The following is an 18,604-nucleotide window of genomic DNA, read 5'->3' as shown; positions in this document are numbered from 1 at the left end:
AGGGTACTCGCCCTGGCGCTCATGGGAACGGCTTTTCGCTCTGCCTGCCGCTCACGCGCAGCCGCATCGCCGTGGGGGAGTACGCGACCTACTGCGGCTTTGACATCAGTCGGCAGGAGGAGCGGCTCTTCGCACTCCACTTGCTCGGATTCGCTTCCTCTCCTTCGGACGCCGCGAAAACGGTGGCGATGTCTCAGTTGGTCAAGATCGCGAAGCAGGTGGCGCAGAAGAAGACATGGAAGGAGTTGGAGAAGCACGTCTTCGTCCAGATCGTGCAGCGCATCGCGAAGGCGCTGGCAATCCGCCTCACGAAGGCGAAGCTCGCGCAGGCACTTCCCGTGGCTGGCGCCGCAATCGGAGGAGGCTTCAATGCCTACTACACCTCCAAGGTATGTGACGCGGCTTACTTCCTTTACCGTGAGCGGTTTCTCGCGCGGAAGTACGGGGCCGACATCATCGAGGAAACGGTGGAGGAGGCCCCTGCTGAGGACTTTGGCGAGGGGTACGAGAACTCGTAGAGTAGAGTAAAGTGGACCCCGTAGTTTTCATCGCCCTCTTCGTCGCGGACGCGCCCTCGAAGTCGTGCGCGCCGTCGGGCGTTCAGCACCACGGCCAGCCCGTGAGAGAAGGGCTGGGCGGAGGCGAAGCGAGGGGAGCCCGAGGAGGTACGACCGCATGCACCGGATCTCGATTGAAACCGTCCAGGACGACACCTCGCTTCGCGCCTGGGCGGAGGTGGTGGACGCAGCGGATGTTTGGGGGGTGACCTCGTTCGAGGACATCCGCTATCTGCGCGAGGTCCAGGCGGGCCGGGTGGACTACGTGCTGCGGCTGGAGGGCGTGCCCGTGGGCGCCGCCTTCGTCCGGCAGCCCGGCGGTGATGGTGGGACCCCGTGTGCCGTGGCCGGTATCTGGGTGCTGGGCGAGCACCGGAGGCATGGGCTGGGAACGAGGCTCCACCGAGCTCTCTCCGCGCACGCGCGCGGGCTCGGGATGGAGGGGCTGGAGTTCGAGGCCTACGAGTCCCAGGAGGGGGCGCTGCGCTACCTGGGCAACCGCGGCTACAAGGAGGTTGCCCGGCACGTGGAGCTCGTGCTCGAGCTGGACGGCTTGCCCATGCCCGAGGTGTGTCCGCCCCCGGGCATCACCTTCACCACCCGTGAGGGGCGGGATGACCTGCTGCCCGGCATGTACCAGGTGGCGCTGGAGGCCATCCCCGACATGCCCGTGGACGAGGCGGACGAGGTGGGCACCTTCGAGGAGTGGCGAGCCTCCGACATCGACCGGCCCATCCACACGCCCGACCTGACCTTCGTCGCCCTGCATGGAGCCGAGGTGGTGGGTTATGCGGTGCTGCAGCGCGCCCGGCGCGGGGTGGCTTTCCACAGTCTCACGGGCGTGAAGCGGGCCTGGCGTGGGCGGGGGATCGCGAGCGCGCTCAAACGGGCGCAGATCGCCGGCGCCAAGAAGGCTGGCTTCAAGCGGCTGGTGACGGAGAACGTCGTGGGGAACGCGCCCATCCGCCACCTCAACGAGGTGATGGGCTACCGGCCACTTCCCGGCGCCATCGTCTTCCGCGGCCCGCTGCTCTGAGGGAGGCCCATGGGTTGCCACGCTGCTGGCGGAGGCGAGCGAGCTGGGGCGCGGCCTGCCCCAGTACGTGGAGCGGGACGCACGCCAGGTACCTGGCGTGTGGAGTGTTGGCGCACGGCTTCGCGCGGGTGCGCTGTGAGAGTTGTGCCGAGGGGTGTGCCCCTCCGGCACAGCTTCACCCTGTCGCGGACGCAGTGATCGGAATGGGTGTGCACACCGTCCGAGACTCGGACGATCCGGCGGTCGTGCGCGCAACCCCTTGAGTCAATGGACGATTCACCGGGAAACGTCAGGACTCATTACAAGGAGTCCCAGGACGGCTGGTGCATCCATGCTCCAGGGCCAAACTTGCATTGACAACCAAGTCCCTGTTTTCCCGAGTGCCCAGGTGTTGGCCCGAGGGTTGCTCATGGGCAGGGCGCGCCGTCGTGGCTGGAACCCCCAGGCGGCGGCGACCCACTCCAGTACTCAAGGGAAAATGAAAATGTTCAAGCGAGCGGCAGTCCTCGTGGTGAGCTGTGGCGCGGTGCTGGCCGGCTGCGGAGCCGGCCCGGAGGCCGAGAACCAGGAGATCGTCTCCAACCTGCTCGAGGCCGGCTTTCCGGCCGACGACATCCAGGTTGTCGATGGCCAGGTGGTCGTGGGCAACGACGCTCACGTGACCCTCGAGGCGTCGCGCGAGCTGCTCCAGCCCGGCGAGGGGAGCAAGGAGCAATACGCCACGATCAATCGCGTCGGCTCGAGCGTGACGAGGATCTGCATCCACCCCACCTCCACGTTCAACAGCTACAGCCGCCTGATCCAGGGCCTGGATGCGGCCATCGCGAACTACAATGCGCTGGGGCTCCGCATCACCTTCCAGCGCGGGGGCACCGGCTGCAGCGCGAACATCACCGCGACGACCATGTCCGGCACCGGCGGCTCCGCGGGCTTTCCCTCGGGCGGCCTGCCCTACGGCACCATCAACATCGGCACCGGCCTGCAGAGCTACAGCGCGGGCGTGAACAAGCACGTCATCACCCACGAGATTGGCCACACCATCGGTATGCGCCACTCGGACTACTACAACCGGGCCATCAGCTGCGGCGGCCCCGCCACCAGCGAGGGCACCGCCGGCGTGGGCGCCATCCCCATCCCCGGGACGCCGACCAGCGATCCGAACTCGCTCTTCAACTCCTGCTTCAGCTCGAGCGCAACCGGCCAGTTCAGCCAATACGACATCATCGCGCTGAACTACCTCTACTGAGAGATGGCGCGGCAGCCCCCGGGTCCGTCCATGACTCCGGGGGGTTCGCTCCTTCCTCCACCCCACCAGGTAGTGAGAGACGCCCACGCCCGGGCTACGCATCCCAGGCCGGGTTGGAGCGCCTCGGGAGGTGCAGCCTCCCGTTTCGAGAGGTGATAGAAGAACGGGCGGAAGGCTGGGGCCGTTCCACATCTTCATTGGCTCAGCGGCCGTCGCGAGCCATGGAGCTACCCAGCAGGCCGCGCGCCCGAGCCACCAGCTTCGTGAACTCCTCGCGGTCCGCCTGGCCCTCGACAGCACCCTCGGCGAGCTTCTGCACCGTGGCCAGGTTCCACCCCTGGGCGCTCGGGCTGCCGCGAAGCACGTCCGCCGTGGCCGCCACCGCCAGTGCGAAGCGGAAGTCCGCCGAGGCTCCATCCAGCGTCGCACGCATCATCCGCTGCTCGAAGGGGAAGGCCTGCTCGGCTGCCTCGGTGCCGTTGGGCGCCTTGGCGCGGATGCGCACCGTACCCAGCGGCGCCTTCTCGCCCGTCAGCTCCACCTCGTACACCGCCGTGACGCTGTGGCCCGCGCCAATCTCACCCGCGTCCACCTTGTCGTCGCGGAAGTCCTTGTCCGCGATGTCCCGGTTCTCGTAGCCCACCAGCCGGTAGCGGCTCACCATCTTCGGATCGAACTCCACCTGGAGCTTCACGTCCTTGGCGATCACCTCCAGCGTCCCGGTGAGCTGCGTCTCGAAGACCTTCTTCGCCTCCTTGTAGCTGTCGATGTAGAAGCAGTTGCCGTTGCCCTTGTTGGCCAGCTTCTCCATCAGATCGTCCCGGTAGTTGCCCATGCCGAAGCCGATGGCGGACAGGGTCACGCCCTCCTTCACGTAGCCCTGAATGCTGTTGAGCATGGCGTCCGCGGAGACGTTGGGGCCGATGTTGGCGTCACCGTCCGTGAGCACCACCACGCGCGCCACGGCGTTGCCCGAGGCCTTCTTCACCGCGTGCTTGTACGCCATCTGCATGCCCGAGCCCATGGCCGTGCCGCCGCCGGACTCCAGCGTGTCGATGGCCTTGTAGATGGCCTCCAGGTTCGTGGCCGGCGTGGGCGAGAGCACGTCCCGGGTGTTGCCCGCGTAGGTGACGATGGCCACCGTGTCGTTCTCGTTGAGGTTCTTCACCGCCAGCTTCATCGCCTCCTTGGCCAGCGGCAGCTTGTCCTGCTGGCTCATGGAGCCGCTGGTGTCCACCAGGAAGACCAGGTGCGCGGGCTTACGCTGCGACCGCGAGACGATCTTGCCCTGTACACCCACGCGCACGAACTGGCGGCTCGCGTTGAAAGGGGAGGGCGCGCCCTCGAGGTGCACGGTGAAGGCCCCCTGCTCGGGCGGCGTGTAGCGGTACTTGAAGTAGTTGACGAACTCCTCGACCCGGACAGCCGCGTGCGGCGGCAGGGCCCCCTGGTTGAGGTAGCGGCGCGACACCGCGTACGACGCCGTGTCCACGTCCACCGCGAAGGTGGAGAACCGGTCCTTCGCCGTCTCGGTGAAGGCATTGGCGGCGTGGTGGGTGAAGCTATTGCCTTGCGATGGGGGCTCCGGCTGCATGGCCGTGTTCCCCGGCGGCGGCAGCGACCTCGCCGGAGGAGGTGGTGGCGTGGTGGGGGCGGCGGGAGCGCCGGCCAGAGCGTCGACCATCGGCTCGGCGGGCTTTCTCTCCACCGCCTCGCGGCGGCGCTCCGGATAGGCCACGGCCCCCCCCTTGGCGGGTGCCTGCTTCGGGCTCGGCATGGCGACGTCGGCCTTCGCGTCGGAGGCCTCGGCCTTCTCGTACATCACGGCGCCCACTGTCGGAGCGGCCTCGGTCTCTTCCTGGGCGGGCCCGGCTTCCACTGGGGCAGGAGGGGGCGCCTTGTCCTTCGAGGACTCGTGCGTCTGGGACTTCCACTCGACGGACTGCGCGGTGTCGGCGGTAGCCCTCGCGCCAGGCGAGGTGCTGCATCCGGGGACGAGGCTCAGGGCGAGGGCGGCGCTCCCCCAGCGGGTCAGGCGGTTCAGCTTGGTCGAGGACATGTGCGCTCCGGGTGTTTCCGTGGGAACGGACGCTCGAAACGCACCAGCCTCGATTTGGGTTTATTCCGACCGCGCGATCTTTTGCGCGAAGCTCCCGGGAAGGGTCTCCACGAGGAACCGGCCCGCCCGGCGCACGGCGTTCTGGGCCGCATCCAACGCGAGGCACAGCCCGTACGTCAGGGCAATGAGCGCTACCGTCAGCAGCGTGTACTGGCCCCAGCCGCTCCGGCCTCCCCACACCTTCTCGAAGGAGAAGCCGAAGATGTGGAAGTAGAGCAGCGCCTCGTGGAAGAAGTACGCGGACATGGAGGCGGTGCCGAACGTCTCCACGAAGCGGCGCACCCGGGAGGGCGCGGCCTTTGGGGTCATCCGCCGCTCCAGCCCCATCAGCCCGAGCAGCAGGAGGCTCACCCACATCCATCGCTCGGCTGCGTTGGAGGGATTGGTGACGAAGAAGCGGTGCTCCGGGTACATGTCTCGGAGGGGGTCCGCCGCCAGCCAGCCGGCGAGTCCCAGCCCGCTGAGGAACAGCAGAGCGCGGATGAGTCCCGCGCGGCCCTGCTCGCCGGCCACCGCCCCGGCATACGCTCCGAACCAGGTGAAGCCGAGCCACGGCAGCAGGGGGAAGACAGCCCCGGTGGACTTGTTGAGCACGTAGGCCCACGGCCCCTGTGCGGCCTCGCCCAGCGGCGAGAGGAAGAAGGTGACGAGTGCCAGGGCCAGCGCCACACCCCGCAGCACCCGGGGCCGCGAGGCCAGCCAGGCAGCGACGGGCAGGACGATGAGCAGCGACAGCCCCACGCAGTGGAGGATGTCCAGGCGCACCAGCCACTTCGGCTCCCGGAAGAGGGGGAACCACATCCAGTTGACCAGCGTGGCCACGCCGAGCACTTGCAGGGTCCGCCGCAGGTTGCGCCCGAGTCGATCGAGCTGTCCGCCCACCGAGGCGCTGCGGACAAGGAGCAGCGCGAGCGCGAAGCCCGCGGCGAAGAGGAAGGCTGGCGCCACCAGCCCGTCGATCATGAGCAGGAACTTCGTCGTCTTGCTTTGGCGAAGCTCGGGGGTCAGCAGCACCAGTGCATGGCACTGGATCATGAACAGCACCGCGATGCCGCGCAGCCAGTCGATGGCGCGGACGCGCTCGGAGGTGGGGGCGGAACTCATGGCAGGCAGGCGAGCTCGGGTTCAGGGGCTTCGGCGTCCTGGTGCTGCATCATGCAGCGGATGGCGTCCGCATCCGGCGCGTCCGCCCCCCAGGAGCGCCGCCACATCAGGGCGGCCACGCGCGTGGGAATCCGCGAGTCCGGAGCGACAATGGCGCGGATCACGCCGTTGCTCCCGACCTTCGCCTCCTGCCGGAAGGAGTCCAGGGTGGCCACGAGCTCGGGGCAGCCCTCTGGGCAGTTGTAGAGGAAGACGACGTGTCCGTGCTCCAGGTTGTGCAGCCACACGCACCGGTTCTGCTCGGCGTCGTAGACCCGGCAGCGCAGGGTGTCGCTACAGTGGTCCCCGCTGGTGGGCGGGTTCAGACCGTCTCCACACGCGGTGCTCGCGCAGGTGAGGTGCCTCGCGGTCGCGGGTACTGGAGAGAGGGTGACTCCGTAGCGGGAACAGTCCTCCGGGCCGCTCGGCTCGCAGGCGAGCAGGGAGGACAGCAGGAGGGCGGGGAGGGCACGGTAGAGCGGGGACATCGGGCGCCCCTCTTACCACGGGCTCGGCTCACGGGCTCAACCCGGGAGTCTCGATACCCTCACCCCTTGCCCTCTCCCGGGGGGGGAGGGAGGAGGCGAACAAACCGTCACTTTACAGGTGCCTTTCCCGAGGGCCTTCCTCTACGGTTCGCCCCGCCATGAACAGCACCTCTCCCGTCAAGTCCCTCCTGCGTGCGGCCCTCGTGGTCGTCCCGCTCATTGCCGCTCCTGGCTGTGCGCCCTCGGCGCATGGCACCTCCGCCGCCTCTCCCGAGGAGTCTCGCGCTACTCCGCCCGCCGCGGAGACCCAGAAGCCCACCGAGGCCCCGAAGCTCACGGCCGAGGATGCGCGCCAGTTCGCCACCCGCGTGAACGCGGACCTCAAGCGGCTCTGGACGAAGCAGGCCACGGCCGAGTGGATCAAGGCCACGAACATCACCGACGACACCGAGCGCAACGCGGCCACGGTCAACGAGGAGGTGCTCGGCTACGTCAACCAGGCCATCAAGGAGGCCGCCCGCTTCAAGGACGTGCAGGGGTTGGACGCGGACACCGCGCGTACGCTGCACCTGCTGCGCGTGTCTTCCTCGCTGCCCGCGCCGAGCGATGCGCAGAAGCGCGCGGAGCTGGCCTCCATCGCCGCGAAGCTCGAGGGCCTCTACGGCAAGGGCAAGTACTGCGGCAAGGACGGTAAGGGCACCTGCAAGGACCTGGGTGAGCTGTCGGACGTGATGGCGAAGAGCCGCAACTACGACGAGCTGTTGGATGCGTGGGTGGGCTGGCATGGCATCTCGCCGCCGATGCGCCCGCTGTACCAGCGGCTGGTGCAGCTCTCCAACGAGGGGGCCCAGGAGATCGGCTTCGCGGACACGGGCTCGCTCTGGCGCTCCAACTACGACATGCCGCCCGAGGCCTTCGAGAAGGAGGCCCAGCGGCTGTGGGGGCAGGTGAAGCCCCTCTATGACGAGCTGCATTGCTACGTGCGCGCTCGGCTGGCGAAGCAGTACGGCGAGGACAAGGTGCCCGCTGGCAAGGCCATCCCGGCGCACCTGCTCGGCAACATGTGGGCCCAGGAGTGGAACAACATCTACAACCTGGTGGAGCCCTACAAGGGGCAGCCCAGCCTGGACGTGGACGCCGAGCTGAAGAAGCAGAACTACGACGCCACCCGTATGGTGAAGCTGGGCGAGAGCTTCTTCACCTCACTGGGGCTCAATCCGCTCCCGGAGACGTTCTGGCAGCGCTCGCAGTTCACCAAGCCGAGGGATCGTGACGTGGTGTGTCATGCCAGCGCTTGGGATCTCACCTACGACAACGATCTGCGCATCAAGATGTGCATCAAGCCCACCGAGGAGGACCTGGTCACCATCCACCACGAGTTGGGGCACAACTACTACTACACGTATTACTACAAGCTCCCGGCGCTCTATCAGGCGGGCGCTCATGACGGCTTCCACGAGGCCGTCGGCGACGCGCTCACGCTCTCCATCACCCCGGGCTACCTCAAGCAGGTGGGCCTGCTGAAGGAGGTGCCCAAGGGCGACAAGGGCCTCATCAACCTGCAGATGAAGGACGCCATGGAGAAGGTGGCCTTCCTGCCCTTCGGCCTGCTGGTGGACCAGTGGCGCTGGGAGGTGCTGTCCGGGCGGGTGACGCCGGAGGACTACAACAAGGCCTGGTGGGCGCTGCGCGAGAAGTACCAGGGCGTGCGCGCTCCGGTGGCGCGCTCCGAGAGCGACTTCGATCCGGGCGCCAAGTACCACGTCCCCGCCAACGTCCCCTACACGCGCTACTTCCTGGCGCGCGTCCTCCAGTTCCAGTTCCATCGCGCGCTGTGTCAGGCCGCCGGTCAGAAGGGCGCCCTCCACGAGTGCTCCATCTATGGCAACAAGGAGGCCGGCAAGCGGCTCCAGGCGATGCTCGAGCTGGGTGCCAGCAAGCCCTGGCCGGATGCGCTCGAGGCCCTCACCGGCCAGCGCGAGATGGATGCCTCGGCGATGCTCGAGTACTTCGCTCCGCTACGCACCTGGCTGCAGGCGCAGAACAAGGGCCAGAAGTGCGGCTGGTAAGGGCTTTCCGGGAGTAGACACGGATAGCGGGTCCGCTTACCATTCGCGCTCGCTTGGTTGGGTCTCGACCAGCCGGGTCCGGGCGGCAGATTTCCGCGCCCGTCTGTCTGAAAGAAGAAGAGCGCAAATGGCAACTGGTACCGTGAAGTGGTTCAACGATGCGAAGGGCTTCGGATTCATCACGCAGGATGGCGGTGGCGAGGACGTGTTCTGCCACCACTCCGCCATCAACATGGATGGGTTCCGCACCCTGGCCGAGGGGCAGCGGGTCGAGTTTGAAGTGACCAAGGGTCCCAAGGGCCTGCAGGCTCAGAACGTGCGCGCGGCCTGAGCTGGCTGGCTTCATCTAGTTGTTCCTGAAAGGGGTCCGACCCGTTGGGGCCGGGCCCTTTTTCATGTCTGGAGTCCTCGCGTGTCCCTTCCTTCGTCCAGGTCCCCGCTGAAGCGTGCTGCGTTGTTTCCCCTGTTGGCCGCGCTCGGCTGCGCGTCCGGCCAGTCCCATGTCCAGGTGGGTGCTCCGCCCGCGGAGGCTCGTCCCATGAAGACCCCCGCCGATCTCCCGGCCCTGAAGTCCGAGCTCGTCTCTCGTCATGGCGAGGCGCAGCGGGCCCGCATCGAGCGGGGCGTAGACCAGGTAGCCGCGCTGTGGCGCGAGGAGGATGGAGACCTGGCCGCCTTTGCGCGTGAGCACTTCATCGCAGACGAGAAGCAGCTCGACGCCACCCTGGCCCGGCTGGAGACGGCCTTCGAGCAGCTCGACGGACACATGTATGAGATCACCCGGGAGCTGCGGCGTCCCACGGACCTGGATCTGGGGCCGCTGCTGCCGGTGGATCCGCTGTTGGCCGCGTATGACCCGAGCGCGCACGTCACGGAGGATCTCTTTCGGGCGAAGGCCGGCTTCGTGGCGCTGCTCAACTTCCCGCTCACCATGCTGGCCGAGCGCATGGAGAAGGGCCCGAGCTACACGCGTCGCCAGTGGGCCGAGGTCCGGCTCACCGGCCGCTTCAGCCGCCGCGTGCCCGCCGAGGTGCGGCAGGCCTCGACGCGTGCGGGAGCAGACGCAGACCTCTACATCGCCGAGTACAACGTCTGGATGCACCACCTGGTGGACGAGCAGGGACGCCGGCCGTTTCCCTCGGGCATGCGGCTGATCAGCCACTGGAATCTGCGCGACGAGCTGAAGTCGCGGTATGCGGATCCCGAGGGGGTGGCGAAGCAGCGGATGATCGTCAAGGTGATGGAGCGCATCGTCGCGCAGGAGATCCCCGCGGCGGTCATCGACAACCCGCGGGTGGACTGGAATCCGTTCACCAATGAGGTGAAGGCGGCACCGGCCAGCGAGGTGGAGGCGGACGCGCCCCAGCGCCCGGTGGTGTTGGAGGGCAAGCGCGAGGAGGACGTGCGCTACGCGAAGCTGCTGGCGCAGTTCCACGCGGCGCGGATGGAGGATCCGTACGTGCCGGTGGCGCCCACGGCGATCGCGCGCAGTTTCGAGCTGGGGCGCGAGTTGCCCGAGGCCCGGGTGAAGGCGCTGCTGGAGCAGGTGTTGACGTCGCCGCTGGTGCCGAGGGTGGCGAAGGAGATCGAGTCGCGGCTGGGGCGAAAGCTGGAGCCGCAGGACCTGTGGTACGCCGGTTTCAAGGCGAGCGGGAAGCTGTCCGAGGCTGATCTGGATGCACTGACGCGCCAGCGCTACCCGACGGCGGAGGCCTTCGCCAAGGACATGCCGCGGATTCTGCAGGGGCTGGGCTTCTCGAATGAGAAGGCGGCCTTCCTGTCGGCGCACATCCGGGTGGATCCTTCACGCGGGGCAGGGCACGCGATGCAGGCGATGCGGCGCGGGGACTTCCCCCGGCTGCGCACGCGGGTGGGCCCCAAGGGCATGGACTACAAGGGCTACAACATCGCGGTGCACGAGCTGGGACACAACGTGGAGCAGGTGTTCTCGCTCTATGAGGTGGACCACACGCTGCTGGCGGGAGTGCCCAACAACGCCTTCACCGAGGCACTGGCCTTCGTCTTCCAGGCGAGGGACCTGGAGCTGCTGGGACAGGCGAAGCCAGACGCGGCCAGCGAGCGCGAGCGGGTGCTCAACGACTTCTGGCAGACGTGGGAGATCGCCGGAGTGGCGCTGGTGGACATCGCTGTGTGGCATTGGTTGTACGACCACCCGGACGCCACGCCCGCGCAGCTCCGCGAGGCGGTGGTGCGCATCGCTCGGGAGACGTGGGACCGGTACTACGCACCGGTGCTGGGAGGGCAGGGGACGCCGCTGCTGGGCATCTACAGCCATATGATCTCCTACCCCCTGTACCTGACGGACTACCCGTTGGGGCACCTGATTGCCTTCCAGATCGAGGAGCACCTGAAGAAGGCAGGCAACCTGGGAGCGGAGTTCGAGCGGATGGCGAGCCAGGGTGCGCTGACCCCGGACGTGTGGATGACCAACGCCACCGGGGCGCCGGTGAGCGCCGAGCCGCTGTTGCGAGCCACCGAGGCCTCGCTCGCCCGTTGAGGAATCGCGGGTGGGGGACAGACACCTGCCCCCCACCCGGAACTGCGCTTACTTCTTCGGGGGGTCCGCCCGGGGCACATCCGCGCCCTGACCGCCGATGCTGAGCAGCTCGATCTCGAACACCAGGGTGGCGTTGGGCGGGATGGTGGGAGGCGAGCCCTGCTCACCGTAGGCCACCTTCGCCGGGCAGACGAGCTGGGCCTTGCCGCCCACCTTCATCTTCTGCACGCCCTCGGTCCAGCAGGGGATGACGCCACCGAGGGGGAACTCGGCGGGCTCGCCACGCTTGTAGGAGCTGTCGAACTCGAGGCCGGTGATGAGGGTGCCGCGGTAGTTCACCTTCACCGTGTCGCTGGCCTTGGGCGTGGCTCCGGTGCCGGCCTTGAGCTCCTTGTAGACGACTCCCGAGGGCAGCTTCGTGGCGCCCTTCTCCTTGGCGGCGTTCTCCAGGAACTTCTGCCCGGCCCGCTCCTGCCGTCCCTTGGCCAGCGGCTGCAGCTTGGGCCCGTACTGGTCCAGCTCCACGACCGTCTTGGCGCCCGTGAGCGCGTCCGTCATGCCCTTCTTGACGATCTCAATCTCCGCCGGGCTCAGGTCGAACATCTTGACGCTCCGCCCGATCGACAGCCCGAGCGCGTAGATCGTCTTGTCATCCTCGGTCTTGATCTCCTGCGCGGTCGCCTGGAGCCCCGTGAGGGCAACCAGTACCGCGGACAACACTCCCAATCGCATGTGTCTCCGCCTTTCTCAGTGGCAGCGGAACAATAGGTCCGCTCGTCTCTTCCCGTCGGTCGTTTTCTTGCCCCCCGGCCGGATGCCCCTACGCTCGACACAGGTTGCTGCGGCACTGAAGCGTCCTGTAGCGGCCCCTGGCCACCGGGAGGGCGAGAGATGAGCGACAAGCGGAAGAACGCGCGGGTTCCCCTCGACATCTACCTGAACAAGTACATGGGGGGCGTGCCGTACATGGCTCGCGCCGCCGACATCAGCCAGGAGGGGTTGAGCCTGGCGCGCCTGCTCGAGCCTGAGCAGGACGCCCGGCGGGTGGGACTCCAGTTCCAGCTTCCTGGCTCGGAAGAGGTCATCTACGCCGAGGGTGAGGTGGTGCGCGAGTGGATAGAGGCCAGCCCGCGCCAGCCTGAGCGCTCGGGTGTTCGCTTCACGCTGCTCACCCAGCGGCACCGCCAGATGATTGATGACTACGTGACACGCAGCTCGCGGGCGCACTGAGCCGCGCTCCGTTGGAGGGCGTGCGGGCGAGCACTCCTTGACCTGGTTCGGAGCTGGCCGATTGAATCCGGGCATCCGAACGAGCGCGGGGAGGATTCACGTGAGGCGTGCACTATGGGCGTGGGTGCTGGCGGTTCCGCTGTCGGCACTGGCGCAGGGCAACGGGGTGGATTGGCAGCGGCAGGTCCTTCGGGTGACCGGGGATGGTCCTCCGGACGTGAAGGCCTCCAATCCGTCCCAGGCGAGGTTGGGCGCGGAGCGCTCGGCGAAGGAGGATGCCTTCGAGGAGCTGCTGGAGGAGGTGAAGGGTCTGCGCCTGCGCGCGGATAGGACCGTGGGCGAGGAGATGGCCCGCGAGGAGACCCGCCGCCAGGTCGAGGACGTGCTGCGCGGCTACAAGGTCGTGCAGAAGCGCTACTTCTCCGATAGCGGTGTGCAGATGGAGGTGGAAGTGCCGCTCGGAGCGTTGACCTCGGTGCTGGTGACTCCGGCGCCCGCGGGTACCGCCGCTCCCGCGGAGACGAAGCAGGACGCGCGGGCGAAGCACACCGGGTTGGTGGTGGACGCGCGGAAGCTGGGCATGACGCCGGTGCTGGCGCCTCGGGTGCTCGACGAATCCGGCCAGCCCATCTACGGGGTGGAGACCCTGTCCGCCGAGGCCCGGAAGAGCACGGGCGTGGCGGGATTCTTCAAGAGCCTCGAAGAGGCCCGGAAGTCGGCGCTGGTGGGCGCGAAGCCGCTGGTGCTCGAGGCGGCGCGGCTCCAGGGCTCGGAGCTCCTGCTGGGGCCGGACGCGGCGAAGGTGCTCGCGGGGCTGGACCCGCACCTCCTGGCCGAGGGCCGGGTGGCGATCCTCATCAAGTAGAGGCGCACGATGGCCTTGGTGAAGACGGAGCGGAGTCGAGGGTGGCTGGCCCTGGTGGGGCTCGTGCTCGGATGTGCCTCGGGGCCCGAGCAGGTGGACTCCCCGGCGGCGGAGCGGGCGCGGGAGATGATGCGGACCATGAGGTCGCGCAACGGCAACCTGCTGTTGCGGTGCGAGCCCGCGGATGCCGAGGTGTACCTGGACGGAGTAGCCCAGGGGGTATGCAGCGACTTCGGTGGAAGGCCGAGCGGCTTGCAGGTCGGCCTGGGGCTGCATCGCATCGACGTGAAGAAGGACGGACACTGGCCGTACACCACGTATTACGAGCCCAGCAGCGCCCGGGCGGGGCTGACCATCAAGCTCCGGCCGATGGGTGAGGAGCGCGGCCTATAGCGCTCGTAGGTCTGGTCGCTGAAACCCGAGTGGCCCCTAGCAACCAAGAAGGGTCCTACGTGGCGACTGGACCTTCTGATTCGTTCCGTTCACAAGGGTCTCCGTGAATACCGTGATGGGTTTGGGGTTGAGGATGGGGCAGGGGAACGAGAGCCGGAATTCGCCGTTGACGAGGTCACCAGTTTGCTGAGCTCGTGTCCTGTCTGGCAAAAACCGCCTGTGTTCCCGGATTCGGACGGTGATATTCGCGTTATTGGTGCAGCCCATGCGCCCGCCGTCGCCCGCGATGCCGAACTCAATCTGGAAGGGGGGCTTGGCGTACAAGGTGCAGGAGCCCGAGTCGCCTTGAGCCTTGGCGGACGTCGTTGGCAGGATGACGAGAGTGCTCGCCAGACCCAGTGCGCCCAGGATGGCGGCTATTGTCTTTCGTTTCATGACGCCTCCGTTTGGAGTGGGTGATTGTCAATGCATTCCTAACGCTGGCGGTGGGAGGGAGCCACGAAAAGGAATACATGACGCTCGAGGCGGATGGGGTGCTGCGTCCGTCATGGACTCATGTCTGGGATTGAAGGAAGGGGCCCATGGATTGAGTCCGCGAGTGCCATTCGTGACGCGGACGGTGGGGGATCCCGCCCGACAGGTCGCCTGCCGGAGAGACCTCTCCTCTCGTGTAGTATCCTGGGCCCCCTGGGCATGTGTTGAGAGGAGCTCGTCATCGGACGCAACAAGAGAAGCAAGGCGCGCGCGGTGAAGGCGCAGGTGGAGCGGGCGGCTCCGGCGGAGACGTCCCTGCACGTGGTGAAGTCCGAGGCGGAGCCGAGGCGGGCCCCCGAGCCAGAGCCGAGGTCCGTTCCGGTGGAGCCACCGCCCGCCGAGGGCGAGCTCTCCGAGGTCGAGGCTCGGCGGGTGGACTTCGCGTGGTCAGCAGCCATGGTGGGCTCGCTGGCGCTGGTGTTCGCGCTGCTGTCGGTCTTCGGAGGCGTGGCGGTGCCGGTGCTGCTGGCGCTCGCCATGGCGTACGTGCTCAACCCGATTGTCACCGTGCTGGAGCGCCGGGGCCTCAACCGCACCCTTGGGACGAGCGTGGTGTTCACCGGGTGTCTGCTGCTGATGGTGGGGGCGGTGCTCTACCTCATCCCCGTCTTCCGGGAGGAGGCCATCAAGCTGCCGGACTTCTTCCGCCGGGCGAGTGAGCGGGTGGTGCCGCAGGTGGAGTCGCTGCTGGGGCGCCCGTTGCCGGACCTGCTGCGGCAGCGCATGACGGAGTTGGGGGCCCAGGCCTCGGAGATTCTCCAGAGCGCGGGGCCCACCGCGGCGCGGCTGGTGGCGAGCTTCGCGGGCAATACCGCTCGGGTCGTGGCCACGCTGTTGGGCCTGCTGGTGGTGCCGGTGCTGGGTTTCTTCTTCCTCCAGGACTATCCGCAGCTCGTGGGGATGGTGAAGGGGCTGGTGCCTCGCCGGGCGGTGGGGCTGGTCGCCCGACGCTTCTCCGAGGTGGATGACGTCCTGTCCGCCTTCGTGCGCGGGCAGATCACCGTGGGAGCCATCCTCTCGATTCTCTACGGCACCGGCCTGTGGTTCGCGCGCATCGATCTGGCCATCGTCATCGGCGTCATCGCTGGGTTCGGCAACATGGTGCCGTACCTGGGGACGGGCCTGGGGGTGGTGCTGGCGGCGCTGGGGTTGATGCTGTCCTGGCAGGGCCCCTGGCAGCTCGCGGCGGTGGCGGGCACCTTCGTGGTGGGCCAGATGGCCGAGGGCTTCTTCATCACCCCCAAGGTGGTGGGCGACAAGGTGGGTCTCTCGTCGGTGGCCGTCATCATCGCCATCCTGGCCTTTGGCGAGCTGTTCGGCTTCACGGGTATCCTGCTCGCGGTTCCCACCACGGCCATTCTCAAGGTGGTGCTGAGCGTGGTGGTGGAGCGCTACAAGCGGACCGGCCTCTACACGGGCGAGGGACCCACCCCCTGATCCACCTGTCCCCTGGCCCGAAGCCGTCCAGCGGAGTGGACGGTGGCGCGGGGGTGGGGTGAGGCGCTAGGGAAGGGGACCGTGGCGAAGAGCAAGGCAACAGGGACGGGCGCGGCGGGGCTCGCGCGCCTTCATGAGGAGATCATCACCTGCCGGGCGTGTCCCCGGTTGGTGGCGTGGCGGGAGCAGGTGGCCCGGGAGAAGCGCCGGGCCTTCCGCGACTGGACCTATTGGGGACGGCCGGTGCCCGGCTTCGGGGACCCTGGCGCGGAGCTGGTCATCCTCGGGCTGGCGCCGGCAGCGCATGGGGCCAACCGGACGGGCCGGGTCTTCACTGGAGACCGCTCGGGGGACTTCCTCTTCGCCGGGCTGCACCGGGCGGGTTTCGCCAACCAGCCTCGGAGCGAGCACCGGGAGGACGGCCTCGCGCTGACGGGGGCCTACATCGTCGCGCCGTGCAAGTGCGCACCGCCGGACAACAAGCCCCTGCCGGAGGAGCTCAGCCGGTGCGCCCCCTTCCTGGACCGGGAGATGGCCCTGCTACCCACCCAGGTGGTGCTGACCCTGGGGGCCATTGCCTGGAATGCGACGCTCGCCTGGCTGGAGAGGGTGGGGGTGGCCATTCCCTCGCCCCGGCCGGCGTTCGGTCACGGGGCGGAGCTGGCCCTGCCGGGGGCCCCGCTCCTGTTGGGCTGCTACCACGTGAGCCAGCAGAACACCCAGACGGGCCGGCTCACCCCCGCCATGTTCGACGCGGTGATGGCTCGCGCCCGGGTGCTGATCGAAAATCGACGGGGAACATGAGGTACCTCTGTCGGTGTTTCCTTGACAGCTCCGGGCTGCCCATCGTATTCCCCGCCCACCTTCGACGGCGGCAGTCGCGGCGGCGAACGGGTCGTTAGCTCAGCGGTAGAGCACTACCTTGACACGGTAGGGGTCAGTGGTTCGATCCCACTACGACCCACTTCAGTACGGGTTTTCAACTGCGGGCGGCAAGGCTGATGAGCCTGCCGCCCGCGTTCTTTTCCGAGGTCTCGCATGGCGGATCAGATCACGGTGACGCTCCCCGATGGCAGCCAGAAGCAGGCACCCCGGGGCACGACCATCGCGGACTTCGTGCGCGACAGCATCGGGGCCGGCCTGGCCAAGGCCGCCCTGTTCGCGCGCGTGAATGGCCAGGATATGGATCTGGCGCGTCCCCTCAGCGAGGACGCGCAGCTGCAGATCTTCACCTCCAAGAGCCCCGAGGGCCTGGAGCTCATCCGGCACGACGCCGCGCACGTGGTGGCCAGCGTGGTGCAGCGCCTCTTCCCGGGCACGCAGGTGACCATCGGTCCCGCGACGGAGGAGGGCTTCTACTACGACTTCTTCCGCGAGAAGCCCTTCACGCCCGAGGACCTCGAGAAGATCGAGGCGGAGGCCAACAAGGAGATCGCCCAGAACCAGCCCTTCGTCCGGAGCGAGATCTCCATGGACGACGCCATCAAGCTCTTCGAGGGCAAGGGCGAGAAGTTCAAGGTCGAGATCGTCAAGGACATCGCGGCCAAGGGCGCCAAGACGCTCACGCTCTACACCCACGGCGACTGGGTGGATTTCTGCCTGGGGCCCCACGCCCCCAGCACCGGGAAGATCGGCGTCATCAAGCTGCTGTCCACCAGCGGCGCCTACTGGCGCGGAGACCATCGCAACCCGATGCTCCAGCGCATCTACGGCACGGCCTTCTTCGACAAGAAGGCGCTCGATGCCTACATCACCCGTGTGGAGGAGGCGCGCAAGCGCGACCACCGCAAGCTGGGCAAGGAGCTGGATCTCTTCCACTTCCACCAGTACTCGCCGGGTGGGGCCTTCTGGACCCCCAAGGGCACCACGCTCTACAACACCCTGGCCACCTTCATGCGCCGGCTGACGAGCGAGACCGGCTACGTCGAGATCAAGACCCCGCTGCTCTACAACAAGGGCCTGTGGGAGACGAGCGGCCACTGGGGCAAGTACAAGGAGAACATGTTCCTCGTGCTCGACAACGAGTCCGGGGAGCATGACTTCTCGCTGAAGCCGATGAACTGCCCGAGTCATCACCTGTACTACGGCTTCAAGAAGCACAGCTACCGCGACCTGCCCCTGCGCCTGCACACCCAGGACGTGCTCCACCGCAATGAGGCGGCTGGCTCGCTGGGCGGTCTCACCCGCGTGCGCCAGTTCGCCCAGGACGACGCGCACATCTACTGCATGGAGAGCCAGATCGCCGACGAGGTCCGGCGCTTCGTGCAACTGCTGGACCGCGTCTACAAGGCGGTGGGCCTGACGTACGCGGTGAAGCTGTCCACCCGGCCCGTCAATCGCCTCGGTACCGACGAGCAGTGGGACCGCGCGGAGGGCGGCCTGAAGACGGCCCTGGAGAGCCTGGGCCTGCAGTACGAGCTCAAGCCGGGCGATGGCGCCTTCTACGGCCCGAAGATCGACTTCGATGTGTCCGACAGCATCGGCCGCAAGTGGCAGCTCGGCACCATGCAGCTCGACTACCAGGCCGCCGAGCGGTTCGATCTCACCTACATCGGCGACGACAACGCCGAGCACCGCCCCGTGGTGCTCCACCGCGCCATCTACGGCTCTTTCGAGCGCTTCATCGCCATCCTCATCGAGCACTTCGCGGGCGCCTTCCCCGCGTGGCTGGCCCCGGTGCAGGCCATGCTCGTCACCGTGGCGGACCGTCAGAAGGACTACGCCCTCAAGGTGCGCGACCAGCTGCGCGCCAAGGGCTACCGGGTCGACTTCGACGAGCGCGGCCTGACGCTCAACGCGAAGATCCGCGACGCCCAGCTCCAGAAGATCCCCTTCACCCTCGTCATCGGCGACAACGAGGTGGAGGCGGGGGGCGTGTCCCCCCGGCGCTACGGCGGCGAGGACCTCAAGACCATGAAGCTGGAGGCCTTCGAGGCCCTCCTGGAGAAAGAAGCCGCCTGGCCGTGAGG

Annotated in this window: 17 protein-coding genes and 1 tRNA gene; 13 read left to right on the top strand and 5 right to left on the bottom strand. The window is 67.7% G+C overall.

What is annotated here, in order from left to right; translation table 11 throughout:
- The first annotated feature begins 71 nt into the window (after positions 1-71).
- The 3 genes from OV287_RS29025 to OV287_RS29015 all read left to right on the top strand — a co-directional run bounded on the left by OV287_RS29025 (position 72) and on the right by OV287_RS29015 (position 2,839).
- Entirely contained in the window at positions 72-518 is a 447-nt protein-coding gene (locus OV287_RS29025) for an EcsC family protein (RefSeq protein WP_267537296.1), read from the top strand.
- Between the two features lie 157 nt (positions 519-675).
- A complete protein-coding gene (locus OV287_RS29020; RefSeq protein WP_267537295.1) occupies positions 676-1,593 on the top strand; it encodes a GNAT family N-acetyltransferase in 918 nt (305 codons plus the stop codon).
- Between the two features lie 484 nt (positions 1,594-2,077).
- The gene (locus OV287_RS29015; RefSeq protein ID WP_308809749.1) at positions 2,078-2,839 is read left to right on the top strand and encodes a M57 family metalloprotease; all 762 of its coding nucleotides are present in this window, start codon (positions 2,078-2,080) and stop codon (positions 2,837-2,839) included.
- A gap of 202 nt (positions 2,840-3,041) precedes the next feature.
- Here the strand turns inward: OV287_RS29015 and OV287_RS29010 are convergent, their stop codons facing one another.
- The 3 genes from OV287_RS29010 to OV287_RS29000 are packed head-to-tail and all read right to left on the bottom strand — an operon-like array spanning position 3,042 to position 6,589.
- A complete protein-coding gene (locus OV287_RS29010) occupies positions 3,042-4,898 on the bottom strand; it encodes a vWA domain-containing protein (protein ID WP_267537293.1) in 1,857 nt (618 codons plus the stop codon).
- Between the two features lie 60 nt (positions 4,899-4,958).
- Positions 4,959-6,062, bottom strand: coding sequence for a heparan-alpha-glucosaminide N-acetyltransferase domain-containing protein (locus OV287_RS29005; protein WP_267537292.1), 1,104 nt, complete (start codon positions 6,060-6,062; stop codon positions 4,959-4,961).
- On the bottom strand, positions 6,059-6,589 hold the full coding sequence (locus OV287_RS29000; protein ID WP_267537291.1) for a DUF3105 domain-containing protein: 531 nt from the start codon (positions 6,587-6,589) through the stop codon (positions 6,059-6,061). Before OV287_RS29000 ends, OV287_RS29005 begins: the two co-directional genes overlap by 4 nt.
- A gap of 158 nt (positions 6,590-6,747) precedes the next feature.
- On the opposite strand from OV287_RS29000, the gene OV287_RS28995 reads away from it, so the two are divergent.
- From OV287_RS28995 to OV287_RS28985, 3 genes are all read left to right on the top strand, one after another.
- Positions 6,748-8,658 (top strand): M2 family metallopeptidase, encoded by a 1,911-nt coding sequence (locus OV287_RS28995; RefSeq protein ID WP_267537290.1) that lies wholly within the window; start codon positions 6,748-6,750, stop codon positions 8,656-8,658.
- A gap of 127 nt (positions 8,659-8,785) precedes the next feature.
- Entirely contained in the window at positions 8,786-8,989 is a 204-nt protein-coding gene (locus OV287_RS28990; RefSeq protein ID WP_267537289.1) for a cold-shock protein, read from the top strand.
- Between the two features lie 207 nt (positions 8,990-9,196).
- Complete coding sequence (locus tag OV287_RS28985) at positions 9,197-11,176, top strand: hypothetical protein (protein WP_267537288.1); 1,980 nt, start codon at positions 9,197-9,199, stop codon at positions 11,174-11,176.
- Between the two features lie 48 nt (positions 11,177-11,224).
- On the opposite strand, the gene OV287_RS28980 is transcribed toward OV287_RS28985, so the two are convergent.
- Positions 11,225-11,908, bottom strand: coding sequence for an FKBP-type peptidyl-prolyl cis-trans isomerase (locus OV287_RS28980; RefSeq protein ID WP_267537287.1), 684 nt, complete (start codon positions 11,906-11,908; stop codon positions 11,225-11,227).
- Positions 11,909-12,067: 159 nt separating this feature from the next.
- Here OV287_RS28980 and OV287_RS28975 point away from each other — a divergent pair, with 159 nt between their 5' ends.
- The 3 genes from OV287_RS28975 (at position 12,068) to OV287_RS28965 (ending at position 13,664) form a co-directional block, all read left to right on the top strand.
- Positions 12,068-12,406 carry a PilZ domain-containing protein gene (locus OV287_RS28975; protein WP_267537286.1) on the top strand — a complete coding sequence of 113 codons (339 nt, stop codon included), beginning with the start codon at positions 12,068-12,070 and terminating at the stop codon, positions 12,404-12,406.
- 100 nt (positions 12,407-12,506) lie between these two features.
- Positions 12,507-13,271, top strand: a complete 765-nt coding sequence (locus OV287_RS28970) for a TP0624 family protein (RefSeq protein WP_267537285.1) — start codon at positions 12,507-12,509, stop codon at positions 13,269-13,271.
- 9 nt (positions 13,272-13,280) lie between these two features.
- Positions 13,281-13,664 (top strand): peptidase associated/transthyretin-like domain-containing protein, encoded by a 384-nt coding sequence (locus tag OV287_RS28965; protein ID WP_267537284.1) that lies wholly within the window; start codon positions 13,281-13,283, stop codon positions 13,662-13,664.
- 36 nt (positions 13,665-13,700) lie between these two features.
- Here the strand turns inward: OV287_RS28965 and OV287_RS28960 are convergent, their stop codons facing one another.
- Positions 13,701-14,099: a hypothetical protein gene (locus OV287_RS28960; protein WP_267537283.1), complete on the bottom strand. Its 399-nt coding sequence runs from the start codon at positions 14,097-14,099 to the stop codon at positions 13,701-13,703.
- Between the two features lie 420 nt (positions 14,100-14,519).
- Between OV287_RS28960 and OV287_RS28955 the strand changes: the two genes are divergently transcribed.
- From OV287_RS28955 to thrS, 4 genes are all read left to right on the top strand, one after another.
- Positions 14,520-15,635, top strand: a complete 1,116-nt coding sequence (locus OV287_RS28955) for an AI-2E family transporter (protein ID WP_267542435.1) — start codon at positions 14,520-14,522, stop codon at positions 15,633-15,635.
- Positions 15,636-15,716: 81 nt separating this feature from the next.
- Positions 15,717-16,439: a uracil-DNA glycosylase gene (locus OV287_RS28950; protein WP_308809748.1), complete on the top strand. Its 723-nt coding sequence runs from the start codon at positions 15,717-15,719 to the stop codon at positions 16,437-16,439.
- A gap of 88 nt (positions 16,440-16,527) precedes the next feature.
- A tRNA-Val gene (locus OV287_RS28945) sits at positions 16,528-16,599 on the top strand.
- Between the two features lie 74 nt (positions 16,600-16,673).
- Positions 16,674-18,602, top strand: coding sequence for a threonine--tRNA ligase (gene thrS / locus OV287_RS28940; RefSeq protein ID WP_267537282.1), 1,929 nt, complete (start codon positions 16,674-16,676; stop codon positions 18,600-18,602).
- The last annotated feature ends 2 nt before the right edge of the window (positions 18,603-18,604 follow it).

Origin of the sequence: Archangium lansingense, from assembly GCF_026626635.1 — a bacterium.
Classification (GTDB): domain Bacteria; phylum Myxococcota; class Myxococcia; order Myxococcales; family Myxococcaceae; genus Archangium; species Archangium lansingense.
This window is presented reverse-complemented; position numbering and strand designations above follow the sequence as displayed.